The sequence below is a fragment of the Paenibacillus sp. LBL genome (genome assembly GCF_029893715.1).
Classification (GTDB): domain Bacteria; phylum Bacillota; class Bacilli; order Paenibacillales; family Paenibacillaceae; genus Paenibacillus_AQ; species Paenibacillus_AQ glucanolyticus.
Genome location: NZ_JARXYU010000009.1, coordinates 1 through 26,201, shown reverse-complemented (window position 1 = coordinate 26,201; position 26,201 = coordinate 1). Strand labels below are relative to the sequence as shown.

Sequence of the window (26,201 nt, the reverse complement as noted above, 5' to 3'; positions counted from 1 at the left end):
CGGACGCCGTGGAAGGGGGAATTTCCGATCTATTTAGTTGGGGTACTGATGATGAATGACCCGTATTTTGCAGTTATAGACCTGTTCTTTGTTTAGGGAGCAGCTCATTCAGAAGCGACTTAAGATTGCGATCTTCCGTATACCGCTCTTGACCCAGATCCAGCTCGTTCACCCGGATATACGTATAGGTTTCGGCACTATTCTCCGGTCTAAACAGCAGCTCGTCATGGGGATCAGGCACCACCTGGTATTCCATTTCATGAAACATGTCGAGCAGCTGCTGGCCTGTAGGACTCTTGCCTTTATCAACAAAAATCAATCCCCGCAGCTTCTTAGGCCCTTCCTTGTGTCCGACTGTAAAATGAACGATGCATTCCATGCTCATTCATCCCCCTTCTCTTGGTTGTCGTGGTTGTCGAATAAATCTGTCTCTCTCATGATCTCCTGTCATCTCAACCTTCATTCTAAAACCCATACCGAATCTTAAGCAAATAAACGCCAAGAACCTTCCCGGCGTTCATATCCTAATATGTCTACTTCATTGTATGATAAAAAATGATAGCCATCTGTGAGAAAAGTCACTTCTGGTCAACAGGATATCGCAGCTCAATGCTCAGGCCGTGTTGCGGCTAGCTTCGTCTACGATTTCTGTGGCGTCCGCTTCCAGTTCCTCCAACACATCCGAATGTGTCGAAGTGATGCTCTCCTCCGTGGATTCAAGGTCTGCTTCTGCATTCAGATACTGGCTTTGAATGAGGCCAAAATGATCTCCATAGCGCTCTTCCAGCTGTTCGCCCATATCCTGTTCAAGCTGGAACAAGACCATCTCCTGGGTAAAATGATGCAGCAGCAGTTCTGCCATTACCGGATGCTCCGTGATCACGGCCCCTGTATCATAATCTCCTCCGCGCATGCCGAGTATGCACCATTGCCGGTCTACCACAAACGAAAATTTCCGGCCGCCCCCTCGGCGCTCCGCAAGGCCGTTCCATCCTGACCATGCCAGCGTTCTGGAGAGCCCCTGGTCAGGTCCGTCACAGGCCCACAGAACCTTGACTCCGCGCGCTTCGGCCTCAGCTAGCGGTTCGCGCAGAAGTGCGGCTTCCTCACGCCATACGTCAACTACAATCTCTCGCTGGGCCCGCTTTAATTCCCGGGCTAGAACATCCAGCACGGCTTGGTCGCCTTCCATGCTAAGGAAGGGAGCTGCCGTTCCGCTGCCCCGCGGCAGGCTCTTCTCCACAAAAGCCAGTGATGCTTCCACGCGCCCGGATATCATCCGCGTCAATTCCTCCGGCTTCAGCGAACGGTAACGAACAGGTTCTCCGCTCATACGCTCCAGTGCCCCCTGCCGCTCCAGGCGCTGCATGGCTGCATATACGTTAGAGCGCGAGGCTCCCAGGCGTTTAGCGACCTCATAACCACCCGCAGGCCCATACTCGGCCAGGTCCACCATAATCTTCGATTCAATCTCCGTAAATCCCAAATTGCGCAGATGATGCAGCAATTGTTCCATAATATTAGTCCTCCCATAGATGCTCGAACGCTTGCTCATTCATATATAAAAGTCTTCTCTCGCGCGCAAGGGCATGATTGTCCGATCCCTACATCTTAAATCTGTTCAGCGCCGCAGCGCGGGCACCATTTGGAACCCTTTGGCAGGTCGACACTGCAGATTTGACATTTCACCATATCGCGGGTTTCCTCATCGTCGCCTACATAGTCCTGACTTTGGTTATTCTCCTGCCAGAAGCGTATCCTGCGATCAAGCTCCAGCTGTCTCTCCCGCTCACGCTCAAGCTCCTCCCAGTGACGGCGCTCCTTCTCCTGCTCTTCCTGCTCCAAGCGCAGCTGATCTCCATCTACCTCCGGTTCAGACAACTCGATATCCTCAAGCTCACGTCCACGATCGCGATCATGTTCCGGCTCTGGCTCCGACTCATACGAATCGACCTCGTATGGATCCGGATTCTGACGGTATTCATAGGAATGAAGCTCTTCCCGTTCCTGTTGTTCTTCGGCAGCTGCATATTCATGATCATCAAACAACATGCTCTTGCGCTCCTGCTGCTCTTTAGGTTCTTCCGGAGCCGATTCTTCCGGATTCATCAGATTAGCAAGCTTGTTCCCGCAATAAGGACAGAAATTGGCATCCAGCGCAACGACCCGGCCGCATTCGCAGACACGCTCATTCTTGAGCACCGCAATCCGGTTCCGGATCGCTTCGATTTGTTCCTGCAAACCATCGCAGGTCTGGGCGAGCTCCACCATTTCCTTTTCCGCGATGGTCATATCCTGCAAGCGGTAGCCTTCATAGAAAACTTTACCCATCTGCAAGTAATAGGAACTCCGCTGTTGTTCAATTTCCGCAATTTGGCTGTTCAGTTTATTCACTTCCACCACGTGCTGGGCTTTTTCAGTTGCACGATTGGCACCATCTTTTAGCTTTTGCAAAATATTCATTCATGAATCCTCCTCTTTCGCATATCCCGAGTCTTTCGACAATCGTCGGCTCATTGCCATATCTCTTCATTATGGTTATAAACGATTTGTAGTTAGCCATAAACCGGGCTATCCCATGTTTCTATGCAGTTCACAGACTGAACCTCAAGCCATCATATGATCTCTTATCGTCCAGTATACTGCCGTCATGGTTATACTATCATACCAAATTCCATGCCTCATGTGAAAAAGGAAGGGCCTTCCAATCCTCTCTCTTGATTCATCCACGTCCTGAACGTGTATATGATTAGAAAAATGCACCGCACCCTAAAGGATACAACTTGCCTCTTAGCCACACCCTATTTCCGTGCAGTGCATGCTGCCGAAGTCTGGAGGGATATTATTATGACAAACGATAAGAAGACCTATTATGTTTCAGTCAATCACAACCTGATCCAGGATGTGCCGAACGATTCGAATGAATATGTTGTATATATGGATGATGAAGAGGTTTCGAAGCTGCGGGGGCTGCTCCATGAGGTCAGCAGCAGTGACCGGTACGCTTTTAAACGCACCTTTGTCCCTTATAAATCAGCAGATCATGATGACGCCGCGGAGGAATACGATGAACGAACGATAAACCTCTATATCTTTCTCCATGAACATGGGGATGAAACCACTCGCAAAACCATCGAGGATATGAACATCATAGGCAAGCTGAAGGATACCGGTTACGATGATCCTGGTTACGAAGACTCGCCACTGAATAAATAGCCGTTAAAATCCACTCAACACGAATGAATCCCGGAGCAGCCGCTCCGGGATTCATTCACGTAACAAGAACATTGCCCGGCCTTCCTCAGGTCCTGTTCTACTTTATAGATTTGCAGGGCGGGGGACAAGGATAAAAAGTCCCGTTTATCCTACGACTATTAGCACAGCTTACAGTTTAATGTTCGCCTCATCGAAGTATTCCTCCAGCGTCAAGCCGCTATCGGCGATGTCAGGCGCCAAGTCCTTGCCAACATAACGAATATGCCACGGCTCGTACACATAGCCCGTAATGTCCTCGGCCCCGTCCGGATATCGGATGATATATCCGAATTCAGGCGCGCGGCGTGCCAGCCATTGGCCTTCCTCCGTATGTCCGAATGCTTCCTCCAGCGCATTGCCTGCGCTTGGACTGGACACATCAATGGTTAGACCCGTTTGATGCTCGCTCGTACCTGGCACTGCGCTAACACGGTTAGCCTCTGCCTCCCCTTTGGTACGAACGTTATTCTCATATATTGTTTTCTGACGGTCATAAGAACGGTATCCCGATACGGCGCGAAGCTCAATACCGTCCGCTTTGGCTGCATCGAACAATTCTTCGAGTGCATCCGCCGCTTCTTTTCTCAGGTTCCGCTTCTCATGCGGCTCATCAAAAGAAAATGGAACATTCGGCTCCACGAGATCACTGGGTTCATAACCATCCGGCAGGCTGCGCTGTTTATTCACAACCACCGTCACGGCCTCCGCATTCGTTACGACTTGCTTGCCATTGCTCTCCTGAATGGTGGCCTGAAGTGCATTCTCGCTGCGCTTCGCCATCACCGGATCTGCTGGCTGATTCTCAGGCGATGTCTCTCCGTCACCCGAGCCGCCTTCAGGAAGCGTATTTCCTTCCTGACCTTCCGCAGGCGATTGCAGCTCCTGCCCCTGCTCCTTGCCGGAACCCGCATCATCCGATTGACACCCCGCCAGAATGGCCCCTGTCAACAGCATCGATGACAGCATCACGCTTGTAAATCGTATTCCTCTTCCCGAAAATGCATTCATCTCTGCTTCTTCCTTTCCCACAGTTTGTCCTGACCTCATTGTACCTTATCGGGAATCAGCGGGACAAACGAGCGGCTGGCGAATCATGGCGGATATACTCCGATTATGTCAGTTATACAGCAGCTTATCGCGTTTTACGGCGCCATCCTTAGCTAATCCCATCCAAATTTATGATGGATTCCCCAGCTAAGGCAACCTCAAACTGCGGCGCTTCTGCTCGGCTTGCTTGGCCGCCCCGCGGGCGATCAGGCCGAGCGCCTTGGAAGCGCCGCGGACGCCGGGCAGCAAGCTTGTCCAGTCCCCGACTGGGCCAAGCTGATCTGCCGGAGGCGGCGGTGACAGCTGCACCGCCAGCTCGCCAAGCTGCGGGCCGGGCCGGTGCAGCCGGCCCTCGGCCGCGGCTTCGGCCACCCATTCGCCGGGAGAAGGGCCTGACGGCCCCTTCTCCTTCGCGCGCGTGGCCGTGTCTGCGGCAGAGCCGCCTGCCGGCGGGGCTGCTTTGGCCCAGGCAGCGAAGACGCCGGCCAGCAGCGCTTCCCGCGGCAGCCCCAGCAGCGTCAGCTGCTGGAGCGGCTCTGCCGCGATGTGCGACGCTGCGGCAGCCAGCAAGGCCGCAGCGTGCCCGCATGCCGACTGGCAGCAGGTGCAGTCGGCAGCAGCGGCGAGCGCAGCGCCCGGCAATGGCGAAGGTGCCAGCTCATCGAGCCAAGGGGCACCTTTGCCTGCTAGCAGGCGGTACAGTGCCTGCGGGTCTTCCTGAAGATAGGCCAGCACCGCCTCACGCGCAGCAGCGTCCAGCATTTTTACATGAAGGCTGACTTCGCAGTCATCTGGTGATTCTTCGGCTCGCTTCACCTTACCCTTGAGCAGCCCCGGTTCGAACACCAGCTCCATCGGTTCGGATGCTCCTATCGGTTCCATAGCCCACACCTCCTGCAGCCCATCCTTATACTTCAACAGGCTGATTATTACGCTCTATTTAATCCAGGTTACATCCAATCCTGCTCCTGCAGCTCAATAAGCTGGCGGAGCTCGCCGTCTGACATTTCCGTCAGCCATGTTTCTCCTGATCCGACAACCTGTTCGGACAATGCCTTCTTCTGTTCAATCAGTTCATCGATGCGTTCCTCCAGCGTTCCTTGAGAAATCAGCTTATGCACCTGCACATTGCGATGCTGACCGATCCGGAATACACGGTCCGTCGCCTGATTCTCGACCGCCGGGTTCCACCATCGATCATAGTGGAGCACATGATTCGCACGGGTCAAATTCAAACCGACACCGCCGGCCTTCAGCGACAGAACAAAAAACTCCGGCCCTTCGCCTGCCTGAAATGCCCTGACCATCTCATCCCGTTCGCGTTTGGGTACCCCTCCATGAAGAAAATACGGTCGTTTCCCGTATTTGCGACCAAGCATGCTGACCAGCAGCTCCCCCATACCAACATACTGGGTAAAAATCAGCGCCGATTCGCCGACATCTGATATGCTGTCGAGAATCTCGAGCATGCGTTCCATCTTGCCGGAGGACTCTGCGCGTACCGCGCGGCCTTCATCCCGTCGAAGCAGCTGCGGATGATCACATATCTGCTTCAGCTTGGTAAGGGATGAGAGCACAAGCCCCTTGCGGGCCATGCCCGTCCGGCTCTCGATCTGCCCCATCATGTCATCGACGACCGCTTGATACATCGCACCCTGAACCTCGGTCAGCGGACAATATGATTTCAATTCGAGCTTCTCCGGCAGATCCTTGCGAATATCCGGATCACTTTTCAGTCTGCGCAGCATAAATGGAGAAACGAGTTTGTGAAGTTCACGGAATTTCTCCTGCTGTCCCTCGCCCGGCGCATAGCGCTGACGAAAGTTGTTAAACGATCCCAAATACCCCGGATTGAGAAAATGGAATATGGACCACAGTTCGGCCAACCGATTTTCCACCGGCGTTCCCGTCATCGCTATGCGATGAGGTGCAGACAATTTCATGACACTCTGTGCCTGCTTCGTACGATAATTCTTAATATATTGAGCTTCATCAAGCACTACACTCGACCACTGGATTGCGGATAAATCACTGCCGTCCCGGCCCGCCAAATGATACGTGGTCAACACGACATCATGATCAGCTGCCTCCTTCAGGAAATCTTCCCCGCGCAGACGGCGGACGCCATGGTGCACATGCAAGGTGAGACCAGGGGCGAACCGCTGAATTTCCCGCTGCCAATTGCCCAAGAGCGAAGTCGGACATATGATCAGCACCGGACCGCCTGCGGATTCGGTTTGAAGACGCTCGAGCAGGCAGGTAATGACCTGAACCGTTTTTCCAAGTCCCATATCATCCGCGAGGCAAACCCCGAATCCCAAATCGCGCATCACGCTAAGCCACTGATACCCCCGCTCCTGATACGGTCTTAATTCCCCGTGGAGCGAGGAAGGAATCGGCCGGGAAGGCAGCTTGCGAACCGTATCTCCATCCAACAAGGATGAGAGCAGTCCTGTCGTCTCCACTTCCTCGATGAACAAGCCCTTCCACAGGCGTTCCCCATCCATATCTGCGCTAAGATGCATCCATTCTGCAAGCTCCATCTCGCCCTTCTCATGGCGTTTCATGAAGCGTAACACCTGATGGATTTCCTTCAGATCGACCTCGACCCATTCACCGCGAAACTCCACATAAGGCAGATTCTGTTCGGCAAGAGACTTCAATTCTTCCCGTGTGAGGGATTGACCTCCCATCGCCGCCGATATCTGAAAGCTGACCAGATGTTCCATGCCCAGCACAGGCAGGGGATGCGCTTCGCCAGGCAGCCTGGCCTCGGGCATCATTTTGAGAGATAAGCCGACGCGGCGCCGGCCTTCCCGGCTCCAGCGAGACGGCATTTGAACCGTGATACCGCTTGCCGTTAGCTTGGGAACCGACTCCTTCATAAACGTGGACAAGCACTCGAGCGTAAGTGTTACGCTATCCGGAGCGCGTCCATACAAGCCTTCGGCCAGCTCAGGAGCCAGCTCTGCGGCTTCTCCCAGCTTCATTAACAACTGGAGCTGAATCGAAGTATACATACGGCCGCGGATCACTTGATCCGGCTCCGGGTTCCCCCAGATGCTGCGAACAGGCATTAATAAACCTTCATCCTCCTGGCTGCGTACCCAGAAGGAAACCTTCCAGTCCTTCCGGCTGTCTTCGAGCGGCGGCTCGAGCCGGAGTCCAAGCGCGAACGTTCCGTTCTCGGGAGTCTGATCCTCCCCTGTAGGGTAAGGGAACGCCGTTCCCCCAACACGTTCCACTGCTTCCTCCAGTTCACTGACTTCCTCCGCCGTGCCTTGAATGGGAATATCCCGGCTGACCGTCAGCAGACCGTTCCACCACAGCTCAGCCAGTGGAGATTGTCCCCGCCGGTAGTTCGCCAGATAGGTCCGCAGCTTATCCTCCGAATCCTGGACAGCGACTCTGGCCTGGCTGTCGATGATTCCGCACAGGAAGGAATACAGCACAATGGCCCCTGCTTCCTCCCGGGTAGATGGATCGCTCCCGGCAAGAGCAGCTGGCGTCCCAATCCCGATGGGCGGAATATTCGCCGCAAGCAACAAAAAGCGCGAAGTATCCTCCGCAGACAGCTGCGGCTTCCATACCGCTTTTATATTCTGCATCGTTGTCCGGCGCCTTCCTGCTGAAGGCACCTCCGCTGTACCCGGTGCAAACTTCCCTTGCAGGAGCAGCTCCAATGCAAACCTGCTGGCTTGTACCCAATACTCCATCTCTTCACCGATAGTCAGACCCTGAGCCTGATAGTACTCGGTGTCCAGTGAGAGAAGCATCTGAAATGCGTCTCCCGGTGTGAGTGCGAGCCCTTCCATTGTCCGTCCGCCAAGCGTCTTCCGTTCCGGACGCCGCGTGCTTTTCGATCCGATGACTTTGGACGGATATCTGAGCTCGGCAAGCCGGAGGGAAGCGTTAGCAAAGGGACGGGTTCCATCCGGTCTGTGAAAGGTACGGACCACGCGGCTCCATGCATCCACTCTGGGCTCCGAAGTCTCACCGGAAAAACAAAAGAATACGTCACCTAACCATACGCCATAGAGCGGTTGATTCATCGTTGTCTCCCGTCTTTTCCTGCTTTATAGATATTATTACTATCTTATACGATAGCTGCATAATTTCAAAACGATCAGGAATTTTACTTACTCAAAATAACATCATCCTTTATCATACCATGTATTGGCTATTGCGTTGTGATCTATGTATTGCAGAATTCTTCTATTATATAGGTTCAGGAAATATCCTAATTATATAAGTTTGTGAAAGATCCGCCTTCTTATACAGTACAGATACCCTCATCATCAAAAGGCAGAATTTCGAATCGCGGGTAATTTTATGCGACCCCTTTTGCCTGACACTCGTATGTAGATCATACTTTTTCAATTTTGGGAGGTTATTCATATGAGCAGTGTTGCTGGTGTCGGCATATTCGGTATCGGAGCTATGCTGGTAATGTTATTATTCTTCGTTCTTCACATTGTCATCTGCGTATGGGGTTACAACGATGCCCGTCGGAAAGGCCGCAGCCCGGAGTTTGCGCTCCTGGTTGTGCTCGGATTACTGTTCTTCCCCGTTGTTGGTTTAATTATTTATTTACTGATTCGAAATCATTATTAACAATGCCACTTGATGACTTGGTTGGTGATAGCTCCCCGCGCTTCCACCCTACCTGATCTGGCCCTGCTCATTGGCTGTTAAGCTCTCAGATAGACGTAAGCTGCAACGGACCAAGAAGACGTTAATTCGTGAATAATAGCTCTCGTGAAATTCTAGCGGACTTAAGCGACGTTATTCCGGGTAAAAAGCGGCGTTTGAAGAGGAAAACAACACATTAACAGCTACTGAGTCCGTTAGAGCTTAAAAAAAGCCCAAAAGGGTGAAATAACGGCTAGGTGGTCCGTTAGCGTGGAAACAAACCAAAGGGATGGAAAAGGTGATGGAATAAGCCCTGCTAGATAGCACCGTAGCGTGGAAGCAAACCAAGGTGATGGAATAAGCCCGGCTAGATAGCACCGTAGCGTGGAAGCAAACCAAGGTGATGGAATAAGCCCTGCTAGATAGCACCGTAGCGTGGAAACAAACCAAGGTGATGGAATAAGCCCTGCTAGATAGCACCGTAGCGTGGAAGCACACCAAAGGGATGGAATATTCTCAGCTTGATAGCACCGTAGCGTGGAAGTACACCATGGTGATGGAATATGCTCAGCTTGATCGCCCCTAAAAGTGGAAACAAGCAAAGCGATGGATTAACCCACCAGATAGTCCGTTAGTGTAGACTGCTATTTAACTTCCACTACTGCGCACGCATGATCCTCTGCCAGTCAGTCAATGCGAGGCTCTTCATTCTTAATCAGATGCTGCTCGCTCGAATGAAACTTGATTACACATGCCATTGTGCTCAATAACCGAGCCCTGGGCTCAGGAATAGCCCCATTGTTACTCTAATTTTCATTCCCTCATATGCCGCTATTGGTGCAATCTTGTCCTTGACTCGTTTATTTTAGTTTTCTTCGCATCCAAAAACCAAAAAAGCGTTGCAGGGCTGAGCCCTGCAACGCCTTTTCAATGGATTTAACCCTCAATGACCAAGGTCATCGTCATTATTACTTCGCTTTCAGGCTTTCCCACGATTTCTGAATGCCTTCAAACAATTGATTCTTGTCCACATTGCCGGCTACGTATCCTTGCATCTGGCTTCCGAACTCATTCATGCCGCCATCCGGGAATTTATTGAACTCCCAGCTGAGTGCTTTGTTCTCTTGGCTGTATTTCATCACATCGTTACCCAGGTCGCCAAGCGTCTCGCTGTTCGCTTCAATGCTTGTCAGTGCCGGAATGAATTTAAATTCTTCCGTAATGTAACGTTTACCTGTCTCGGAAGTCACGAGCCAGTTCAAGAATTCTTTGGCTTCATCCTTCACTTTGGACTTATTGTTCACTACCCAGTTGTTCGGCACGCCGATTGGGAGTTTATCGTTCTCTTCCGCATTATCGTTGATTGGCATTGGCAGAAGGCCAATGTTCAGATCCGGGTTGATTCCGTCGATTTGCACTTGCGTCCAGTTCCCGTTCTGCGTCATCGCTGCTTCGCCACTGGCAAAGGTTGTGATCTCTGTATTGTAGTCCGTTGTCAACGGGTTCTTCTGCCCATATTGAATCGTCAGGTCGAACAGACGCATCCATTCGTCAAATTTCGCGTTGCCTACCAGCTTCTCCGTACCTTCATTCAATCCTTTAACAAAAGCATTAGGATCTGGCTGATGCGCAAACGGAATGTTCAGCAAGTGGTTTGCCAAGATCCATGTTTCCTGGTAACCATTGGCGAATGGAGTAATGCCAGCCGCTTGCAGTTTTTTAGCCGCTTCCTCAAGCTCGGTAATGGTCTTAGGAAGCTCGGTGATTCCTGCTTTTTCAAACAGATCTTTGTTGTAGATGAACCCGTAACCCTCGATGGTCATGGGTTGACCGTACAATTTGCCGTCTTTGGTCATCGGCTCTTTAGCCACGTCAACAACGTCTTTCACCCACGGCTGATCTGACAAGTCTTCCACGTTCTCGAACCAAGTCTCAAGATCGCGATATCCGCCTACGTTGAAAATATCCGGCTCATCGCCAGAAGCGAATTTGGCCTTCAGTGCTGCACCATAGTCGGAGCCGCCACCAACCGTTTGAATGTCCAGCTTGATGCCGGGATGCTCTTTCTCATACTCGGCCTTCAGCTTGTTCAGAGCCTCGGCTATTTCTACTTTGAATTGGAAGATCTTAATCGTTTTTGTTCCACCCTCAGTTCCGCCTTCAGCGCCTTGATTCTCCTCTTTGTTGCCTCCGCACGCTGCAAGAAGCGTGGAGAAAGCCAGAACCATGACCAGGAGCAGCTTACTGTATTTCTTCATTGGTGAATCCTCCCTTTTGTCTTCTCTAATCAATTGGTTTACATCGTTTGATGATAGCGTTTACTTTTTCAGTATAATGAACCTTTTTTCGTAAGATCAGGTATTATATTGATCTATCAGGGGGAAGGAATTGACCGATTGATTCCGCCTTATCCCTTCACCGCTCCCTGCGTGATTCCCTCAATGATGTATTTCTGCATAGCCAGGAAGAAGATAATGACCGGCATGATCCCCAGCACAAGCGCCGGAAGCGCCAAATCCCACTGCTTTGTATATTGCCCAAAAAATGCGAAAGTAGCAATCGGAATGGTCCGGAGCTCCGCGGACTGCAGAATCAGGGATGGAAGCAGGTAGTCATTCCAAATCCACAAGGTATTCAGAATGATGACTGTAACAAACATCGGTTTCATCAACGGGAACACCACCCGGAAGAATACCCCATAGCCGCTCGCTCCATCCACCGTTGCGGCTTCTTCAATCTCTACGGGGATCGACTTCACAAATCCATGGAACAGGAAGACACTCAGCGGGACCCCGAATCCAAGGTAACAGATAATCAAGCCGTACAAGCTGTTGTTAATGCCGAGCGTAGCCGTCACTTTCACGAGCGGGATCATGATCGACTGGAATGGAATAACCATGGCTGCAACAAACAAGGCAAACATGAGCTGATTAAAACGCGTGTTGCGGCGCACCATTTGATACGCAGTCATCGCGCTTAACATCGCCAGCAGCAGGTTGCTTACAACCGTAACGACCAGCGAGTTCCAGAAGGCCAGCGGAAAGTTAGTAATGTTCCATGCCCGTGAATAGTTACTCCATTCAAACGCGGTCGGAAGACCCGCGGAATCCGTCAACAGCTCGCCAAAGGTTTTGACGGAGTTCACAAACAGGAAGTAGAACGGGACCAGGAAGAGCAGTGCCACGATGATCATAATGATCTCGGTGGCCAAGGTGTTCAGCCGGTATTTTTTCATAGTCTCCATTAAGCCTCAACCTCCTTGCTCTTGGTGAATCGAACCTGCAGACTCGTGATGATGGCAACCACGATGAAGAAGATGACCGCCTTCGCCGTTCCGAGTCCGAGACGGTTATTCGTGTATGCCTCGTTGTAAATATTCATGGCCACCGACTCCGTAGAGCCAAACGGTCCGCCCTTCGTTAGGGAAAGGTTCAGGTCAAACATCTTGAATGACCAGGAAATCGCCAGGAACAAACATACGGTAACAGCTGGCATCACCAGTGGTATAATGATCGATCGCAGCACTTGTCCTCTGCTTGCGCCATCAATCTCGGCAGCCTCCAGAATATCCTTGGGCACGTTGTTGAGCGAGGAAATGTAGATAACCATCAGATAGCCCGCCGTCTGCCATACGAAAACGATTACAATTGCCCAGAACGCAGTTCCTTTTGTTCCGAGCCATGGCAGGTTGAAGAATCCAAGATTCGTGGCATTACCGATAGCGGCAAACCCTTTTACAAAAATAAACTGCCAGATGAAACCAAGCAGCAAGCCGCCGATTACGTTAGGCATAAAGAAAATCGTCCGCAGCACATTCCGTGTCTTAAGCGGTTTGGTCAGGAAATACGCAAGTAAAAATCCGAGCAGATTCGTAAGGATGACACCCAGCACCGTAAATCGGGTAGTGAACCAGAAGGCATCACGGAATTTATCATCATTGGTAAAAATGGTAACAAAGTTATCAAAGCCGACCCAGTCGATTTTGCTTGACACGCCATTCCAGTTCGTGAAGGAATAATAAAGCCCCAGCAGGAATGGAATGATCATGATCAGGATGAAAAAAATAGTGGAGGGTCCCACGAAAAGAAACTGCTGAAGCAGCGCCGAAGATTTTTTTCGATTCATCCCTTGATCTCCCCTTTTCGTTAAGTTTGTTGTATGATGTATAGCCATTATGCGGTAACCTGTTAACAATAAACACGGAGAATCATGAACCGTTAGGTGTAAAATATTGACCATACGCGCTTATGCCCATTCGATCATATTCGATAATCCAGAGGTGATCCATCATGAAATATCGCAGCATCCAGACCCGTCTTATCCAGTTCATGCTTGCAGTCACAACCATTCCCCTCCTGCTGTCGCTCTTCATCACGTTTACGCATACACGTGAATCAGTGAAGGAACAGACTGTGAATGAAAATGTTCGGCTGATTTATCAAGGAGCTACCAATCTGATGAACTATTTACGCGGCATTGACCGGGCATCGCTCTCTGTATATTCCGATCCCCATTTTCTGCGCAACCTTGCCCTAGACCCCGATAATTACCGGGTAATTGCCGAGCTGTACGCAACCTTGCAGGCTATCCAAACCGGCACACAGGACGTCCATCAGATTTACCTTCATAACGATTTGACGGGACAGTCCACCCAAATATCAAGCAACCTGCCTCGCAGGGAATTTCGGCAGGCTCCTTACCGCACCATAGAGCAATTTGGTCAGGGCAATACCGCCATCGAGCCTGTACATCAGGTGCACAGTTACGGGTTTCCGCCGCGGCCCGCGGATATCCTGGATTTTGAGGTCATCACCTTCTATCGATCCATAACCAACGTACCGTCACCCGACCAATATGCCCTCATGGCCATTGATGTGAAACTTGACAGTATTTTGGCCATTTGCGATCAACTGTATGCTAAAGAAGAAGAACAGTTATACTTGATTGATGACAATGGCAGCATCATATATAGTCCGGATCCGGCACAAAGAGGCCAATATTTGAACGATCCGGAGCTGATGAATGTAATCGCTCAAGCGGACAAGGGATATTATGACGGCAACGATGCGATGATCATTTATGAAAAGCTTGATCTGCCTTATGCTCCCTGGACACTGGTGAAGCAGATTCCACACCAGACCCTGTACAAGAACTCAACGGAATTAACAAGCATCAACGCGATTATTGCAATATTCGCGCTATTGATTGTCATATTCGGTACGTTATGGATTTCTATTCGAATTACCAAGCCCATCAAGCAGCTCACAAGTTATATGAATCAAGTAAAAACAGGGCGGCTTGACGTGAATATCGATGTGACAAGCCCGGATGAGATCGGTGTTCTCTCCCGCCGCTTCCGGAACATGATGGATACTATCAACAACCTGATCCTTCGTGAATACAGACTGGAGATCGCCAATAAAACCAATCAGCTGAAAGCGCTGCAGGCCCAGATTGATCCGCATTTTCTCTATAATTCGCTTCAATCCATCGGCACCTTGGCACTCCAGCATAATGTACCGCGAATTTATTCCCTGCTCTCTTCGCTGGCGAACATCATGCGTTATAACATGCGCAACAGCGAAGCCAAAGTAACATTGCAGGATGAAATCAATCATGTACGGCTCTATCTTGAGCTGCAGAAGCAGCGGTTCCGGGATCAACTGGAAGTGATATGGGAGCTTGATCCGGAGAGCCTAACAGCTCCGGTTCCGAAAATGATCCTGCAGCCGATTGTGGAGAATTATTTCAAACACGGCATGAATACCCATGCCGGGGTCGGCCTCGTATCGATTTCTTCCCGTATATCCGAGGATAGCCGCTTAATCGTTGTGATCGAAAATAATGGTTCCTCGATCGATGAGGAGGAGCTTGCCTTGATTCGGAGCAAACTCGCCGCCGCTTACGATCACTATGATCGTAACGACAACGGGAACGATTCTATCGGGCTGTTGAATGTGTTGATGCGATTGAATCTCTACACCAACAACAATGCTGAATTAATAATAGAGAACGCGTTGCCACACGGCGTCATTGTTACGCTCAATATCAACGCATGGGAGAGTGAACAGTAGAATGAGAGTATTGATTGTAGATGACGAGCAGCATGTACGGGAAGCGATCGGGCTTCTGGCTGACTGGGAGCGGCATGGTATAACCGAAATCGATCAGGCCTCTGACGGCGAGGAAGCCGTGAGATTAATTGAGCAGACCAACCCGCAAATTGTTATGACCGACATGCGAATGCCCCGTAAAAACGGACTGGAACTTCTGACCTGGCTGCATAGCACCAAACCGGATATCAAGGTGCTTGTCATTAGCGGCTATGACGATTTTGAATATGTACGACATACGATTCGCTCCGGAGGCATTGACTATATCCTGAAGCCCGTGGAGCCGGACAGCTTGAACGAGGCGTTAAGCAAAGCGGTGCATACCTGGCAGCTAGAGGAAGAGAAACGGCAGCGCATCACCACTCAAAATATTGAAATGAATCAGATGACCCCGTTCTATATGGACCGCCTGCTTTCGGATCTCGTGAGCGGATACGGGAACAGGGAAAGCGTCGTCTCCCAATTACGGAACCGGATTAGGCTGCCCGAGGCCGGTACTGTATGCAATGTAGCGGTGCTCAGCGATGTTCAATTTGACGAAGCCTTGCTGTCGAAATTTCGCAACAGGCGGCACCTGCTCTCTTTCACGCTTATCAATATCTGCAATGAGCTGCTGAAGGATCAGGGGGTTGCCTTCAGACACAGCGATAAGCCCGGCGAAATCATCCTGCTCTGCTGGCATCCGAGGCTTCCCTTCAACGACCTGCTGGGGAGGATTAATGACGGCTTTTTCTCTACCCTTCGCAGGCGCTGCCATTTCGGTGCGGCGGAAGCAAGCGCCTTTCCCAATGATCTCCCGAAGGCTTATCAAAATGCCGTCCAAGCCTTGTTCAGCCGCAATCTGCTGACGGGAACATGCCGAATACACCGTGAACGCGCCGTCGATAGCGAAGGCTCACGGACGCTGCGGCTCTCTTCCTATGAGGAGAAGTTCAAGCTGGCCGCTCTTAGCGGAAGCAAGGAACGCATGGAAGCTGCCACGGAGGAATGGCTGCAGGATGTACGCGATCGGGATCTTGTATCCCCGGAGCATCTGCTCCGGTGGAGTTCAGAATGGGACTGGATACAGTATCACTGGACAGAGAGTGAGGTGAAAAGCACGCAGGAGCCGATCGAAGACGCTGAAATCTCGCAGGATCTTCCATCCGCTCTGCCCTTTAGCGAGGAAGGAATGATCTGCTGGGATCGCTGGCGTGAACAGATCAGCGGCAGGCTGCATGCGGCATCCAGGGTGCTTACCCAGATCCATTCAAAGGATAACCATATCATCCATGACATCGCCCACTATCTGGAGCATCACTATCACGAGGAGATCTCGCTGCAGCAAATCGCGGGGAGATTCTTTCTGAGCAGGGAATACATTTCGCGCAAATTCAAACAGGAGTTTGGCGTAACGCTATCCGATTTTCTCGGTCGGATTCGCATCAACAAAGCCAAGACGCTGCTGCTTAACCCCCAAATCCGGATTGCTCAAATCGCCGAGATGGTCGGTTATCAGGATGAGAAATATTTCAGTAAAGTGTTTAAAAAAATGGAAGGCTTCACGCCGAACGAATACCGTAAGAAGCATATGAATTAACGAGTTGCCTGCTGCCTCTCTCGGGAGGCACTGGCTCGATATCGATTCTTTTGGGTATATTCTATATATTCCAGACTGATACCAGGAGGAGATCGTATGTACCGCAACAATCCATACCGCTGGTGGAATCTTCTGTTTTTTGCCGGGGTTATCACCGTGAATGTGTTATCGGGAATTCTGCCGCTTGGCGGCAGAACAACCGGGGAAATATCGGATAAGTATTATACGGCGATCACTCCCGCGGGTTATGCCTTTACGATATGGTCCGTCATCTATGTGCTGCTGCTCTTTTTTGTCATCTACCAGCTGCGCCGTGATACCGGAACCCGGGATACTGTCAGATCCATCGGACCATGGTTTATACTAAGCTGCGTCTTCAATATGGCATGGCTAGTATTGTGGCATTATCTGTATATCGAGTGGTCTGTCATTGTGATGTTATTGCTGCTGTTAACCTTATGGGTACTCTATGTCCGCACGCACTCCATAAGCTATCCAGCAACAGGGGAGAAGCTGTTTCTCCAATTACCGTTCAGCCTTTATATCGGATGGGTGTGTCCTGCCTTTATCGTGAATGTTGCAATCGTGATTCAGAAGAATGGCTGGAGCTTTCTGGGTCTGAATGAGACCCCCTTGGGGATTGTCCTGCTCTGTATCGGGGCTCTGCTCGCCATTCTCATCGGCCTCCGTTACCGTGACAGTATCGTACCGACGGTCTTTACGTGGGCATATATCGCCATTGCAGCCGAGCATCGGGAGACGGACGCCATCTTGATGACAGCCTTTATCCTTTCTGTTGTCTTGTTCGTATATGCCGTATGGCTCTTCTTTACACGAAACCGGAGAAGGTCACGGTATTAAGTGAACCCCCTCGCTAAGCAGTTAAGGCGTCTTGCTACCAATAAATCGAGGGTATGTCATAAACTTGGGTTGAATTGATCAAGCCAAGGGGATTCCATTTCGAGAGACCTATTCAAGCGATCTTAGAATTTCTCCAATAATCCCCTTGGATTGATGAACACCGGAATCGATGTTTGTCATAATGATGCTGCCCTTGCCTTGATACGGCTTCGCTGTCAACAGGCATTGGAATCCCACACCCCAACCAAGTGACGATATTTCAACTTCCTGCTCACTCCCATCCAGAAAAACTCCAAGCCCTGTCCAGTCTCTGCCACCTTGAGGAGTAATCCATTCTTTTGCCTTGCCCTCAGAAATCCCTAGTATACTCTTGCTCTTTAACGAATTCATCAATTCGATCACCAGAACGGCCAGATCGGCTGGCGTGGTCCAAAGCCCTGAAGCTGCTGGGTATGGATACATGGGGTACTTGCCTTCAACTAATCTCCCGTTTTTGTGGTGACCGCATGACAGCTGTCCATTCATTGATTTGTAGGAAGACGGATTCATTTTACTATTTCTGATATGTAACGGAGCAAATATAAGTTCATCTAACAGTACCTGAAACGGCTTTCCAGATACGTCCTCTATTACTTGTTGGATGATGCAGAAACCTGTATCGGAGTAAGCAAATTCACTACCAGGCTCATACGTGACATTAATCGCTTCTCTGCAATAGGCTGACCTTCCCTCTAACAGCTCCACCATTGAAGGTGAACCCTGTACGGAATTCCACACGCCAAAACTATCTTCAGGATCCAAGATCCCTGATTGATGACTGAGTAATGTTCGAAGGGTCACTTTATGATGTTGCGTACATTCGCTCTCAGGAACCTTCCAGGAAGAGAGTTTAACATTAACATCTTCATCTATATCCACAATTCCTTGATCAGCCAACTTCAACACGAGCATGGATGTAACAAATTTACTAATGGAGCAAGCGTTAAACATAGAATGGCTAGTTACCCTGCGATCGGTTCCCGCTTCCAGAATACCGTAACTTTCCGTCATACGAATGTGACCCTCCTGAATTCTTGCCATACTCAATCCTGTCACCTGATATCGTTCCATCCATTCACGTATATTCCTGTTGATATCAGACCCCATTCCCATGGTATTCCCCCATTCCATCTATCCTCTTACTAGATTCCAATCCATTATAGAACATACGTTCCTTAAAATCAAGATTAATGGGAATTAATTCATAAAACCAAACAAATAGGAGCTCTGCCAAGGTAGGCAGAGCTCCTATCATAGAATTGCTTATTTCTTAACAGCGATAACTTCGATTTCAACCAGTCCGTCCTTCGGAAGACGGGCAACCTCCACGGCACTGCGGGCAGGATACGGCTCTGCGAAGAAACTGCCGTACACTTCATTCACGGCGGCAAAATCATTCATATCCTTCAAGAACACAGTGGTTTTAACCACCTGTTCCAGGCTTGTCCCGGCCGCTTCAAGAATCGCCTTCACATTGCTAAGGGACAGCTTGGTTTGCTCCTGTACCCCTTCGCCGAATTCACCTGTCTCCGGGTTCAGACCAAGCTGGCCTGATGTATACACCAATCCGTTAATTTCAACAGCCTGGCTGTAAGGCCCGATGGCTCCTGGCGCTTGGTTCGTCGATATGATATTTTTACTCATCGTTCATCACCCTCTCTATGTATTCCTATCTGTGTACATTGTAATCTGCCACGGTGACTCTGGCAAATCTAATCAGCTGCCTCGCCAAGTACATGAATGACTTCGTTGGTGTAGATATGATGGCCTTTCATATCCGTTAGCCCTATGTTGACCATTGACTTGGCTACCTTTACCGCCGGAATGGCGCGGTATGGAGCGAGTTTCGGACCTCTGAACGCAAAATCGAAGGCTGTCATGAGAACCGAAGCGGCTCGCTCCCCAAACCGCTGCTCGGGCCTGTCACCCAGCAATAATGACGGTCTGAACAGATGCAGTCCTCGAAAACCGATCTCGCCCAATCTTTGTTCCGTTTCCCCCTTTGTCCGCAGATAGAAATTACGCACCTTCGGATTGGCTCCAGCGGAGCTGACCGCCATAAACTGTCTTACGCCATGCCGCTTAGCCAGCTCTGCGGTTTTGATGACATAATCCACATCCACTTTGCGGAACTCCTGCTGGGAACCGGCCTTCTTAATCGTTGTCCCCAAACAGCAATACACGCTATGGACGCCGGAAAAAGCATCGCTGTATCGATCCAGCCGATCCCACTCCACCAGGATGGGCTTCAGCTTGGGATGTGTAACATCCGGAAGCCTTCGAACGAGCACGCGCACCTCGTCAAGCTCCTCACGGCGCAGCAGCTCGTCGGTTACCAAACGGCCTACAAGTCCCGTGGCTCCGACCACAAGGGCAATCATTCCCACCTCGAGTCTCCCTCCTTCCGTTCATGATATTAAATATAAATTAGATGAAGGATCACCCGCAAATCGCCACTCTTCTATGGAGAACGAAGAACTCTCCGCCCAACCGTCAATGCGATCAGCACCATCAAGACGCCCACTGCGGTTTGAAATCCGTATTGAGATACCCAGTCCGGCGCATTTGCGATCCCCTTAAATATAAAACCTCCCAGCACAGGGCCCAGGAAAGAAGTAAAACCCGTTATCGCCGAGTATACAGCAATAAACATCGGCCGTTCGCTTTTTGGCGTATCCCCAATCATAAAGTTGAAGGCCAGCTGGTTAAACCCGCCTACTCCGGCACCCAGCAGCATATGCGACAGCAGCAGCACCGGAATAACCGGCAGGACTGACAGCAGTCCCCATGACAAGCATGAGCCTGCAATAAGCGGCAGCGTCCAGTAGAGCAAGGTTCTGTTGCTAAAGCGCGCGTTCAAATTCCCCCACACATAGAAGCCGATCATCATGACCATGGTTTGTGCAACCGTCATGATGGAAACGACCGAATACGAAATATGCAGAACATCTAGCATGGCGTATGAATATAGCGGGACAATCAGCGTCTGCAGAAACAACCAGGCTGCCAGAAATAACGTTGACCTGATGAAGGTGGAGTCCGCAAGTGGCTTTCGGATCATCGCTTTAAACTGACGCTCACTCGAATGCTCGAATGGAGGGTCCGGATACAAGAAGAATAGGGACAAGTTCGCGGAAATTGCAATCCATGAAATGATAAACAGAATTAGGAAGCCCTCGCTGCCAGGATAACGGTCCAGGATCACCCCCCCGACAAACAGGGTCAAGGCCCCCAGCGCATTCAAAATCGTATTGCGTATGCCAAAATAACGTCCCCGTACCTTCGCTGGCACCATATCGCTAATGAGCGAAGTCCAGAGCACGCCGGATACGGTATTGGCTATAAAGGCGGCCATGTACAAAACCATAAACACCGGAATCCACCAGCGTTCCGGGAAAATAAACGGAATAACGCCCGTGGCCCCCCATAAGATGCGGTGCACAAAGACGAATACAATCATGGCCTTCTTGCGGTATTGCAGGCGCTGGATCAGGTACGCTACTAGAATCTGAAGCACGTTGAACAGCGTTGTGACGGCAAGAACGAATCCAACCTCGCTGGACTCCGCGCCCAGGAACAATAAGTACCCTGTAAGAAAAGGCCCTCCCAGCAGCGTCTGCAATATGATCGCCGGGACCCCTTCCCATGTTGCCGCTATCAAATTTCTGCGCTGGTATGAAACCTGTTTACGCGGCTTGTGAATAACCTGGACAGCCTTGATGATGATGCACTCCTTCGATGTCTTAGAATGGGCTGATCAAACTTCCTTTTGACCTCATTCTACACCGCATTACACCTAAGTCAATATGACTTTTCAAATATAAAACTCACATGATTTTCTTCATGCCTAAGGGCTTGATACCCCGGCTTAAGAAGACACAAAAAGAGTGCAAATCAGGCACGATTTGCACTCTTTTTCCAAGCGGTTATGAAACTGGTCAACGGTTTCCATTCCCTGCGGAGCCAGCCGGATGATTCGGCAGTTTCCTCCGCCATAAGCCCCGCGGGGGAAGCCGCCTGTTGACTGTCTTTGACAGGGAGAGCTTCCTCGTTCATCATCTCATAGTATCCCAAATGATAGGTGCTGACCATGTCTCCGTGTAAGGTAAACGCTTTGCCGTCACGAATATCAATCAATTTGCCGGTCACAACCCGGGATTCCAGCATGATCATTCCGCCTCCCTTATCCTCTGAATAGACTAGTCACGGAACCTGGTACTCCAATCTGTATATTCACGCTCTGCGTCATCTTTCGAGTGACCGTAGCGTTCCTGTATCTTCCCTACCAACTTGTCCTTTTCTCCAGCAATCACGTCGAGGTCGTCATCGGTCAATTTGCCCCATTGCTTCTTCGCTTCGCCCTTCATCTGCTTCCATTTCCCTTTAAATACGTTGCTATCCATAAATATCAGCTCCTCTTAGAGTAATGAATGATGAATTCTATAATTGCCTGTACTTGTGTATACCCGTCACGAGTTTCTCTGAATCCTGGCAAAGGATGTCATGCGCAGATTCTTCCTCTTTCTTTCTCCGGTGGCCTGCAATTGTGAAGATATAGAAAAGCTGCCACCGTGGATCTCGACAGATCCACGGGACAGCTTTTTTTACATCTTCCTATTCAAGGCTCCTTGTTTCTTAGGTACCGGATTCAACCGCCTATCATCCTTTCAATTTAATGACCGATGCCTCCCGATCTCTCTCTTTGTCCTTCTCTTCCTCTTTATCATCGCCAACAAGCTCTCTTGCGGAAGCTTTGAATTCGAACAATGTACGGCCTACCGCCCGGCCAAGTTCCGGCAGCTTCGAAGGCCCGAACAGAATGAGGACGACAACCAAGATCATCATTAATCCGACAAAGCCGACATTCTGGAACATTTGGACTCAACTCCTCTAATTAAGTAATAGGACTCTGTTTGACTCCTAAGCGCTGGATTTGTTATTTCTTTTTTTTCAACTATCCTGCTCCCTATTTCTTCTTACTCGGAAACACGGCTACCGCCTCAATCTCAATCAACCAATCGGAATTAACGAGACTGGCTACTCCTACGGTGGAACGAGCAGGCTTAACCGGATTCTCCTTCGTATTAAAGAATTGGGCGTAAGCATCAAACCAGCCGGTATAATCAAAACTTCCATTCTTGGCTGCATCCGGGGTCAGGTACACCCTCAGATAAACAACATCCTTCATTGTCAGTCCCTGCTCCTTCAGCTGCTTCTCAATCTCCTTCAGGATGCCGAGCCCCTGGGTTTTGGTGTCGCCATAACGTTCGTACACCGTTTTGCCATCCTTGTTCAATATAGGGGGCACCGTCCCGCTGGTATAGAGGTAAGAAGACCCTTCCGGCACAATTACCCCGCTTGAGATAGAAGAAGTAGGACTGCCGTAAAATTTAGGAGCGGGCGCTGCCTTGGATGGCTTCTTATGGACAGTGGCACTGTCTGCATACGCGGTGACGCTTACGGCACTGAATAACATGGTCAGAGCCAGTAACGTCTTCCATTGGTTTTTCATTGAATAGTCTCCCTTCAATTTAGGCTTTCATGACACGCTTATGGATATCGGTTACGACCTCACGTGCAGATTCGATGGCTCCTGCCTGCCAGGCCGTGATATAACTGATGTGCTCCCCTGCCAAATAAACGCGGTTATCCGGCTTGCACAAGGTAGGATAGTAGGTTTTCCTGTCGTTGGCGGAATAGGACACCCAGCCCCCTTCCTGGTACTTGGTCTTCTTCCAGTCGATGGAGTAGGAAGCCTCGAACTCCTTCGGATACTGCGGATGGATTTTGGCCCCTTGCGTCAGCGCTAGTCTCTCGCGCTCTGCGTACGACATGCCCCCAAGTTTGTCGGCAGTCCCCCCGTACGCATAGTAGCCGAGCAGAATTCCCTTTTTCCCGAAATAATCGGTCGGAGGATAGTAGATTTGCGTAATATCCATATTCGTAAGGCTGCTGCCGCCGTAGAGATCATCGTCTTCCTCCCAGAATCGCCGCTTGAACTGCAGACCGATTTTACCCGCGGAGGCGTATCCGACACTGCTGATGGCCTTGGACATCTCCGGCGAGAAGTCTGCCGGAATCTTCTTTAGTACCGTCAGCGGTATGGTACAGATACAGTAATCCCCTCGGAGCTCCTGATCTTTGCCGGAATTGCCATCCTTATACACGATCCGCACCCCCGAGGAGGATTGGCGAATCTCCTTCACCTCTGACTTGAACTTGATTCGGTTGCCAAGCCGCTTCTCAAATGCCTTCACGATGGCATCCATGCCGCCGACCGGATGAAACATCATCATCTGCTGGTCATAACTGTACTCATTGCTGAAATATTTACCGAAACCTGAATGAATGATGGCCTTCAGATCGAACGGATCCCGGAGAACCCCCGCATCCAGCCGGCTTCCCGGTTCATCCTTGTAACCGCCGCGTTCCGATCCCTTATAGAACAGGTCCGGATTCAGGTCCCCCTCGGCCTTCAGATAATCTACGAGCTTCAGCTTCTCTTCCGCCGTAAGCGGCAGATCCAGCGCGTTTTGATTCACCGCTTTGGCAAGCATCTCGGCAACATAACCGCGAACATCTGCCTTGGCCGCACGTTTAGGGACCCGCTGCCCGGATAACGCGCCAACATTCTCGTTATAGTAATAGCCACTCTCATTCACATTGTTGAAGGGCTCGATGGCAACACCAAACTTCTTGCAATAATCAAGCGTGACATGAAACTGCGGGATTCGCATCGGGCCTGCATTGAAATAAAGTCCGTTATCAAAGCGGGAGGTCTGACGACCTGAACCAATCTCCGCCACAGAGGTCCCTTTGCGGATTGTCCAGTTACGACCACCGGCGAATTCCTTCGCTTCCAGAATCGTACAGTCATAGCCTGCCAGCCCAAGCTCATAGGCTGCCGTTAAACCCGCTATCCCTGCTCCAAGAATGATGATTTTTTTGCCTCCACGGCCGCTAAGATTTAAGTCATTCTTACCGGGAGGCGTATATTCCGCTGCTTTCAACGTTTCAGGCGATAGGAGCCCCATCGTACCCATTAGACTGAAGACGGCAACAGATCCTCCCACTTTGCCAACGGTCGTCAGAAATTGTCTCCGGGTCATCTCTTTTTCTTTTGGTTGTTCTTTTGTAGCCACCCTCGTTCACTCCTTCGCTAGTTGTGCTGGATTGGACTCATGAGCCGATCTTAGCAAAGAAACCAAAATTTGACGTAAAATTTGTTAGGAATCCTAACATTGTTTTTTTTATTTTTGAAAAACGATTGCTTTTTTCACTTCTTTTTCATAAAATCATGTCATAAATCCTTCCAAACGAAATGCAATTGCCCAATTATTACCGTTTTATCTTCTTTCATTTTTAATCCAAAGCCATTTAACAAAAGCTCAGGGTTAATAATACTTACACAGGAGGTAAAGTTCATGGAGAGTAAGGTGATGAGTATTGGGGTGGTTTGCGAACTGACTGGATTGACGGAACGACAAATTCGGTATTACGAGGAACGAAAGCTTGTTTTTCCGGAGCGTACCAAGGGAGGGAATCGCCGATATTCTTTTGAGGATGTGGAGAGCATCCAGGAAATTCACCGAAAAATGCAGGAGGGATTTAATACGTTTGAACTCAAGGAATTGAAGAAAAAACAGCGATGCACACCCATCTTCCGATGATGAACAAGGAGTGATCAAGACTATGGAGATCAAGAATACCATGACGATGCTGGAACATATCGCCGAGTTAAGGAAACGGATCCTGCAGGTGGCCGCCGTTTTTATACTTAGCATGGTCATCGGACTGATTGCCGCGCCTTACGTCTTATCAGTGCTAAAGCATCATTCGCCGGCATTTCAGGTAACCTGGAATGTATTCTCACCCTGGGACGGCCTGCGCATCTATATGAGCATCGGTATCGTCCTTTCGCTACTGCCCACCCTGCCGTTTGCCCTGTATCAAATATGGCTGTTCGTTAACCAGGGATTGAACAACCGCGAGCAGAAAGCGGCACTCCGGTTCATCCCCTTCTCCGCCTTATGCTTCATCATAGGAGTAAGCTTTGCTTATTTTGTGGTTTTTCCTATGAGTCTTGCCTTTACAACGGGAATCAACAGTCAGATGGAGCTGGTGGAAACATATGGCGTCTCCCAGTACTTCGGGTTTATGTTCAATATTATGATCCCACTGTCACTGGCCTTCGAGCTGCCGGTTGTTGTCCTGTTCCTGACCCGGATCGGATTATTAAGCCCGGCTATCCTGCACACCATGCGGAGGTATGCCTATGTCATTCTGGTGATCATTGCAGCACTGATCTCCCCGCCTGATCTCGTCTCCCACCTCATGGTTGCTATCCCCCTGATTGGCTTGTACGAGATCAGTACATGGCTGGCAAGCCGGATGCACCACAAGCAAAAGCATGCTGAAATCGATGAAACGGAGATAGACGCAGCGAACCAGTTGATATGACGCTTGTGAGCCAATACGGGAGACACTTCCTATGTTAACGCGCCTTGCTGCTGGTCCTGAGTCCAGGGAGGACAGTCTCAATCACCCGCACATCATAAAAAGGAGGCCGTTTACCTAACAGGGACTGACCCCCGTTTGTGAGACAGGGATCAAAACACCTTGCAAGTTTAAGCAGCCAGTTGGCGGAAATGAACCGGCGACTGGTTGTTTAGTTT

The 26,201-nt window shown here is 50.2% G+C and carries 25 protein-coding genes; 7 read left to right on the top strand and 18 right to left on the bottom strand.

The window, feature by feature from the left end:
* Positions 1–73 precede the first annotated feature (73 nt).
* From M2277_RS18905 to M2277_RS18895, 3 genes are all read right to left on the bottom strand, one after another.
* Complete coding sequence (locus M2277_RS18905) at positions 74–379, bottom strand: hypothetical protein (RefSeq protein WP_370511138.1); 306 nt, start codon at positions 377–379, stop codon at positions 74–76.
* 234 nt (positions 380–613) lie between these two features.
* Positions 614–1,516, bottom strand: coding sequence for a TrmB family transcriptional regulator (locus tag M2277_RS18900; RefSeq protein WP_063478514.1), 903 nt, complete (start codon positions 1,514–1,516; stop codon positions 614–616).
* Between the two features lie 95 nt (positions 1,517–1,611).
* Positions 1,612–2,463 (bottom strand): zinc ribbon domain-containing protein, encoded by an 852-nt coding sequence (locus M2277_RS18895; protein WP_006208069.1) that lies wholly within the window; start codon positions 2,461–2,463, stop codon positions 1,612–1,614.
* 384 nt (positions 2,464–2,847) lie between these two features.
* Here M2277_RS18895 and M2277_RS18890 point away from each other — a divergent pair, with 384 nt between their 5' ends.
* The gene (locus M2277_RS18890; protein WP_006208068.1) at positions 2,848–3,216 is read left to right on the top strand and encodes a hypothetical protein; all 369 of its coding nucleotides are present in this window, start codon (positions 2,848–2,850) and stop codon (positions 3,214–3,216) included.
* Positions 3,217–3,384: 168 nt separating this feature from the next.
* On the opposite strand, the gene M2277_RS18885 is transcribed toward M2277_RS18890, so the two are convergent.
* From M2277_RS18885 to M2277_RS18875, 3 genes are all read right to left on the bottom strand, one after another.
* Entirely contained in the window at positions 3,385–4,263 is an 879-nt protein-coding gene (locus M2277_RS18885) for a M15 family metallopeptidase (RefSeq protein WP_063479736.1), read from the bottom strand.
* A gap of 186 nt (positions 4,264–4,449) precedes the next feature.
* Positions 4,450–5,184, bottom strand: coding sequence for a hypothetical protein (locus tag M2277_RS18880; RefSeq protein ID WP_280755349.1), 735 nt, complete (start codon positions 5,182–5,184; stop codon positions 4,450–4,452).
* A 68-nt stretch (positions 5,185–5,252) separates the two neighbouring features.
* On the bottom strand, positions 5,253–8,354 hold the full coding sequence (locus tag M2277_RS18875; RefSeq protein ID WP_280755348.1) for a DEAD/DEAH box helicase: 3,102 nt from the start codon (positions 8,352–8,354) through the stop codon (positions 5,253–5,255).
* A gap of 346 nt (positions 8,355–8,700) precedes the next feature.
* On the opposite strand from M2277_RS18875, the gene M2277_RS18870 reads away from it, so the two are divergent.
* On the top strand, positions 8,701–8,916 hold the full coding sequence (locus M2277_RS18870) for a PLDc N-terminal domain-containing protein (RefSeq protein ID WP_006208063.1): 216 nt from the start codon (positions 8,701–8,703) through the stop codon (positions 8,914–8,916).
* Between the two features lie 986 nt (positions 8,917–9,902).
* Here M2277_RS18870 and M2277_RS18865 read toward each other — a convergent pair.
* The 3 genes from M2277_RS18865 to M2277_RS18855 form a co-directional block, all read right to left on the bottom strand.
* Positions 9,903–11,192, bottom strand: coding sequence for an ABC transporter substrate-binding protein (locus M2277_RS18865; protein WP_006208061.1), 1,290 nt, complete (start codon positions 11,190–11,192; stop codon positions 9,903–9,905).
* 149 nt (positions 11,193–11,341) lie between these two features.
* Positions 11,342–12,178 (bottom strand): carbohydrate ABC transporter permease, encoded by an 837-nt coding sequence (locus M2277_RS18860; protein ID WP_006208060.1) that lies wholly within the window; start codon positions 12,176–12,178, stop codon positions 11,342–11,344.
* The gene (locus M2277_RS18855) at positions 12,178–13,059 is read right to left on the bottom strand and encodes a carbohydrate ABC transporter permease (protein ID WP_006208059.1); all 882 of its coding nucleotides are present in this window, start codon (positions 13,057–13,059) and stop codon (positions 12,178–12,180) included. The genes M2277_RS18860 and M2277_RS18855 overlap by 1 nt, the downstream gene beginning before the upstream one ends.
* 164 nt (positions 13,060–13,223) lie before the next feature.
* Here M2277_RS18855 and M2277_RS18850 point away from each other — a divergent pair, with 164 nt between their 5' ends.
* From M2277_RS18850 to M2277_RS18840, 3 genes are all read left to right on the top strand, one after another.
* On the top strand, positions 13,224–15,008 hold the full coding sequence (locus M2277_RS18850; RefSeq protein WP_006208058.1) for a sensor histidine kinase: 1,785 nt from the start codon (positions 13,224–13,226) through the stop codon (positions 15,006–15,008).
* 1 nt (position 15,009) lies between these two features.
* Positions 15,010–16,626: a response regulator gene (locus M2277_RS18845; RefSeq protein WP_280755347.1), complete on the top strand. Its 1,617-nt coding sequence runs from the start codon at positions 15,010–15,012 to the stop codon at positions 16,624–16,626.
* A 96-nt stretch (positions 16,627–16,722) separates the two neighbouring features.
* Positions 16,723–17,487: a tryptophan-rich sensory protein gene (locus M2277_RS18840; RefSeq protein ID WP_280755346.1), complete on the top strand. Its 765-nt coding sequence runs from the start codon at positions 16,723–16,725 to the stop codon at positions 17,485–17,487.
* A 108-nt stretch (positions 17,488–17,595) separates the two neighbouring features.
* On the opposite strand, the gene M2277_RS18835 is transcribed toward M2277_RS18840, so the two are convergent.
* The 9 genes from M2277_RS18835 to M2277_RS18795 form a co-directional block, all read right to left on the bottom strand.
* Positions 17,596–18,639: a serine hydrolase domain-containing protein gene (locus M2277_RS18835; protein ID WP_280755345.1), complete on the bottom strand. Its 1,044-nt coding sequence runs from the start codon at positions 18,637–18,639 to the stop codon at positions 17,596–17,598.
* A 150-nt stretch (positions 18,640–18,789) separates the two neighbouring features.
* Positions 18,790–19,170: a RidA family protein gene (locus M2277_RS18830; RefSeq protein ID WP_006208053.1), complete on the bottom strand. Its 381-nt coding sequence runs from the start codon at positions 19,168–19,170 to the stop codon at positions 18,790–18,792.
* A 68-nt stretch (positions 19,171–19,238) separates the two neighbouring features.
* Positions 19,239–19,913, bottom strand: coding sequence for an NAD(P)H-binding protein (locus M2277_RS18825; RefSeq protein WP_006208052.1), 675 nt, complete (start codon positions 19,911–19,913; stop codon positions 19,239–19,241).
* A gap of 74 nt (positions 19,914–19,987) precedes the next feature.
* A complete protein-coding gene (locus tag M2277_RS18820; RefSeq protein ID WP_387799724.1) occupies positions 19,988–21,247 on the bottom strand; it encodes an MFS transporter in 1,260 nt (419 codons plus the stop codon).
* Between the two features lie 173 nt (positions 21,248–21,420).
* Positions 21,421–21,693 carry a hypothetical protein gene (locus tag M2277_RS18815; protein WP_006208050.1) on the bottom strand — a complete coding sequence of 91 codons (273 nt, stop codon included), beginning with the start codon at positions 21,691–21,693 and terminating at the stop codon, positions 21,421–21,423.
* A gap of 32 nt (positions 21,694–21,725) precedes the next feature.
* Complete coding sequence (locus tag M2277_RS18810) at positions 21,726–21,929, bottom strand: CsbD family protein (RefSeq protein ID WP_006208049.1); 204 nt, start codon at positions 21,927–21,929, stop codon at positions 21,726–21,728.
* Positions 21,930–22,185: 256 nt separating this feature from the next.
* Complete coding sequence (locus M2277_RS18805; RefSeq protein WP_006208048.1) at positions 22,186–22,401, bottom strand: twin-arginine translocase TatA/TatE family subunit; 216 nt, start codon at positions 22,399–22,401, stop codon at positions 22,186–22,188.
* Positions 22,402–22,492: 91 nt separating this feature from the next.
* Positions 22,493–23,038 (bottom strand): RidA family protein, encoded by a 546-nt coding sequence (locus M2277_RS18800; protein WP_148248268.1) that lies wholly within the window; start codon positions 23,036–23,038, stop codon positions 22,493–22,495.
* A 19-nt stretch (positions 23,039–23,057) separates the two neighbouring features.
* Entirely contained in the window at positions 23,058–24,668 is a 1,611-nt protein-coding gene (locus M2277_RS18795) for a flavin monoamine oxidase family protein (RefSeq protein WP_006208046.1), read from the bottom strand.
* A 282-nt stretch (positions 24,669–24,950) separates the two neighbouring features.
* On the opposite strand from M2277_RS18795, the gene M2277_RS18790 reads away from it, so the two are divergent.
* Together M2277_RS18790 and tatC are read left to right on the top strand one after the other, a co-directional pair.
* Complete coding sequence (locus M2277_RS18790) at positions 24,951–25,196, top strand: MerR family transcriptional regulator (RefSeq protein ID WP_006208045.1); 246 nt, start codon at positions 24,951–24,953, stop codon at positions 25,194–25,196.
* A gap of 22 nt (positions 25,197–25,218) precedes the next feature.
* The gene (tatC, locus tag M2277_RS18785) at positions 25,219–25,986 is read left to right on the top strand and encodes a twin-arginine translocase subunit TatC (RefSeq protein ID WP_152824796.1); all 768 of its coding nucleotides are present in this window, start codon (positions 25,219–25,221) and stop codon (positions 25,984–25,986) included.
* The last annotated feature ends 215 nt before the right edge of the window (positions 25,987–26,201 follow it).